Source organism: Microbacterium sp. ISL-103, from assembly GCF_018613995.1.
Lineage (GTDB): Bacteria > Actinomycetota > Actinomycetes > Actinomycetales > Microbacteriaceae > Microbacterium.
Genome location: NZ_JAGGPD010000413.1, coordinates 1 through 3460 on the forward strand (window position 1 = coordinate 1; position 3460 = coordinate 3460).

Here is a 3460-nt window from a genome sequence, read left to right on the forward strand (position 1 = left end):
CATGGTAATCAGGGCCATCGGGACCGAGCATGGAAGAAGGGTGACCCGTCAGAACTGCCCGACGGCTAGGAGCACGGCACAACCCGTGCCGACCCTCGCTGCCGTCCTGCATGCGACGCGTGCCGAGCTGCGAACAGCACGGCGGCCGCAGCGCGCCGTGCCGTTCGGCTGGCGGAGGGTATGCCGGACGAGGCGCACGGGTCACCGAGCGGCTACACGTTCTGGGGTTGTCGGTGCAAGCGCTGCAAGTCAGTCGCCCGAACATCATCGAAGCTCCGGGCCCGCAAGCCGCGGGTGAAGCCGGACCTCGCCTTCATGCCCGACGCGGATCATGGCACGCGCCGTGGCCACAATCACTGGGGCTGCCTCTGCTCGCCCTGCCGCGCCGCCGGGGCCGTGATGCGCGCTGATGCGCGGGCCAAGAAACGAGCCGAGCACGACGGCCCTGTCAACGTCCGCCGCTACAGCTACCGGATCTACCCGGAGCCCGAGGCCGCCGACGACCTCCGGCGCGTCTTCGGATCGTGCCGCTTCGTCTATAACTCGTACATCGCCCTAGCCCGCGACCGGTTCGCGGCCGGGGCCAAGCACCCGTCCGCCTACGACGCCGCGAAGACGCTGGTCACCGAAGCCCGAAAAGATCCAGGCACCGAATGGCTCGCAGAGGTGTCACACGCGGCGCTGTCCGCCGCCGTGCACGACGCCGCCGACGCCTACCAGCGATTCTTCGACTCCGCGGCCGGCAAGATCAAGGGGCGCCGGGTCGGTCGCCCCCACTTCAAGTCGCGCCGCACCGCTCGCAAGTCCGCACGGTTCGCCGAGGACTCGTTCACCATTCGTGGTGGCTGGAAGAACACGCGGCGCGGCGGAGGCGGGCTTCACCTCGCCAACATCGACCAGGACATTCACGTCAACTGGCACCGCCCTCTCCCCGGGTACCAGAGCGCCGCCACCGTCCGGGAGGACCCCGACGGCAAGTTCTGGGTGTCATTCATCGTGCGCGTTCCAGTCGAAGCCCCGAAGCAGCCGACCCGTGGGCCCCGAACGGCCGGCATCGACGTCGGACTGACCGACTACGCCTCGATTTCCTACTCCGACGGCACCCGCGAGAAGATCGCGAACCCCCGTCACTACCGCCAGGCCGAAGAACGTCTCGGCCGCGCGGACAAGAACCTCTCTCGGAAGACCCCCGGGAGCAACAACTACGCGAAGGCGAAGCGAGCGCGAGCCCGCGCACATCGTCGCGTAGCGAACCTTCGTGAGAACCATGCCCGTCAGCTCGCTTCGAAACTCAGCCGTGAGAACCAAACGGTCGTTGTCGAGACGCTGAACATTGCCGGCATGGCGCACACGAATATGGCCAAGAGCATCAACGATGCCGGCTGGGGCCAGTTCCTTCGATTCCTCGAGGAGGCATGCACCCGCAAGGGAGTCGACCTCGTCAAGGCGCCAAGGTTCTATGCCTCGACACAGGTCTGCTCGATCTGCGGAGAGAGCGGCGGTAAGAGGCCGCTGAACGTCCGTACCTGGCAGTGCCCCTGTGGCGTCACCCTGGATCGCGACTACAACGCCGCGACCAACCTCCTTGCCGCGGGGCCCGGGTTTACGCCTGTGGACGGGACGTTAGACTCCAGCTTGCTGGAGCCGTTCCGGATGAAGCAGGAAGCCACCGATCCGAGGCTGTTCCTCGCAGACGGAAGCGTGCCGCTCGCCGGCGCGCGCAGGCAAGTTCAGATCCCCGGAAACACAAGGGTTTTCGGGGGGTCGTGGAAAATCCGAGTGCTTAGCGTGGAAAGCGCTGAGAACCTCTTTCCGCGAGCCCTACTCCCGACTGGGATCCGGGAAAAGCTGAACCACCCTCCTGGGAGGCACTGACAGGGCATCCCACTGCGGGGAGCATCGGCATACGGTGGATGAACGTGTCCATGACGGAGGGAAGACAATGACTACCATCGCAATCATCGGCGCCGGCCCAGGACTGGGAAACGCCACTGCTCGGCGGTTCGCTGCAGAGGGCTTCAACGTCGCGCTGATCTCCCGCACCCAAGAGAACGTCGATGCCCTCGCCAGCGCCGTCGCGGGTGATTTCCCGGACATCGCCGCCCGAGGATTCGCTGCGGACGTCGGCGACCGCAAGGCGCTCACCGATGCGCTCACCGCGGCTGCTGCGGAGCTCGGCGAGATCAGCGTTCTACAGTACAGCCCGATTCCCCGGCCCGAGTTCCTGCAGTCAGTGACGGAGACGAGCGTTGATGACCTCGCCACAGCGACCGCGTTCTCTGTCCTCGGTCTCGGCGCTGCACTCGAAACAGTCCTCCCGAGGATGAGGGCAACAGGAGCGGGAACCATCCTTCTCGTGAACGGTTCCAGTGCTGCCACTCCGAACAGAAAGGTCGCGGGAACGTCGGTGGCGTTCGCGGGGGAGTCAGCGTATGGCCAGATGCTCCACGACGCTCTGGCCGATGAGGGCGTGCATGTCGGCCAGCTCATCATCCCCGGCGCCATCGGTGGTGGTGACCCTCTCTATGAGCCGAAGGCTCTCGCGGACCGACTGTGGACCATTCACGTAGAGCCAGGGGACTTCCGAACCACGGTCAGCGCCGACGCCTAACATCTTCGACAACACGAGGGCCCCGCGCCACCGGGTGGCGCGGGGCCCTTGTGTGCAGGGGGCCAGTGCGTGAACGTTCCACGAACGTCGAACGGCCCTGCATCGAGGATCTGCCCTCGGGTTCGAGGCGCAGTATCACGGTCGCACCTTCGCGCACGACCCTTTGCGCCTGCGGCTCGCCATCGTCCAGGTCGCAGCGCTGCCCACCGTACTGAACGTCCGCGTCCGTCCAGGTGAGGCCTCCACCCGGTCTAGGGTGCAGAACGATCTGCTTGCACGCGCAGGGGCTGCTCGACGAGAGCTTCGACATGATGGCCCCACTGAAAGAAAACCTGGAGTCGCTCGGGCTCGCGGTACGCAGCTGAGGGGTCAGTTCGAGAAAGCGAGGACGATGCGGCCGCGCACTCGACTTTCATCGAACCGGCGGTGAGCTGCAGCCGCCTGCTCCGCAGGGAAGACCGCGTCGACTTCCGCCGGTAGGGTCGCCGTCGGCGACGAGGTCGCGCAGGTGCGCGATGGTGGCGGTGCGCTGCACGTGGTCCCGAACGTTCACAGTTTCGACGCGAATGCCCGGGCGTGGGGGAACGAGTCCGCGGAGCCACAAGTAGGCGCCGCCTGCACGAAGGAGCGGAAGAAACTGGTCGGGTGACATGGTCGTATCCAGTACGGCGTCAACGTGCTCCGGTCCGACATTGTCAGCCACGTTGTCGTCTCGCGCGATGACGGTGTCGGCACCAAGAGCCAACAGCGCCAAGGAGTCTTTGGCATCTGCGACGGCGACCACGTTGAGGTCGTCGCGACGCGCCAAGGCGACGGCGTGACGACCGACGACGCCCGCAGCGCCGGCGA

2 protein-coding genes are annotated in these 3460 nt (G+C 66.2%); both read left to right on the forward strand.

Annotated features, from left to right (window positions below):
* The first annotated feature begins 399 nt into the window (after positions 1 to 399).
* A complete protein-coding gene (locus J7E68_RS14775; protein WP_215173832.1) occupies positions 400 to 1875 on the forward strand; it encodes an RNA-guided endonuclease TnpB family protein in 1476 nt (491 codons plus the stop codon).
* Between the two features lie 34 nt (positions 1876 to 1909).
* The gene (locus J7E68_RS14780) at positions 1910 to 2611 is read left to right on the forward strand and encodes an SDR family NAD(P)-dependent oxidoreductase (protein ID WP_311417072.1); all 702 of its coding nucleotides are present in this window, start codon (positions 1910 to 1912) and stop codon (positions 2609 to 2611) included.
* Positions 2612 to 3460 lie beyond the last annotated feature (849 nt).

What these genes read in the sequence shown, in the direction of transcription:
- J7E68_RS14775 (WP_215173832.1), top strand. Translation starts at nt 400, where the DNA reads ATGCGCGCTGATGCGCGGGCCAAGAAACGAGCCGAGCACGACGGCCCT.